Consider the following 211-nt stretch of genomic DNA (forward strand, 5'->3'; position numbering starts at 1 on the left):
CACGATGGCGTTGACGGCCTTCTCGGGGGCCCGGTAGCGCACGCTTAGCGTGTACACCCCAGCCGTCGCGATGGTCAGGCTCTGAGGACGAATCTCGTACTGGTTCCCCGAACATACCGCGGCAAACGTGTTGCACACGCTGGCCGTGGGGGAAGTGGGCGGGGTGACCGGGGGCGTGACGGGGGTGGTCGGCACACAGGCCGTCACCGAC

The 211-nt window shown here is 67.8% G+C and carries 1 protein-coding gene; it reads right to left on the bottom strand.

What is annotated here, in order from left to right; translation table 11 throughout:
* Positions 1-211 (bottom strand): hypothetical protein (locus tag GK091_RS29500; protein WP_212593032.1); only part of this gene is annotated, 211 nt, incomplete at both ends.

Source organism: Spirosoma agri (assembly GCF_010747415.1).
In the GTDB taxonomy this organism is placed as follows: Bacteria; Bacteroidota; Bacteroidia; order Cytophagales; family Spirosomataceae; genus Spirosoma; species Spirosoma agri.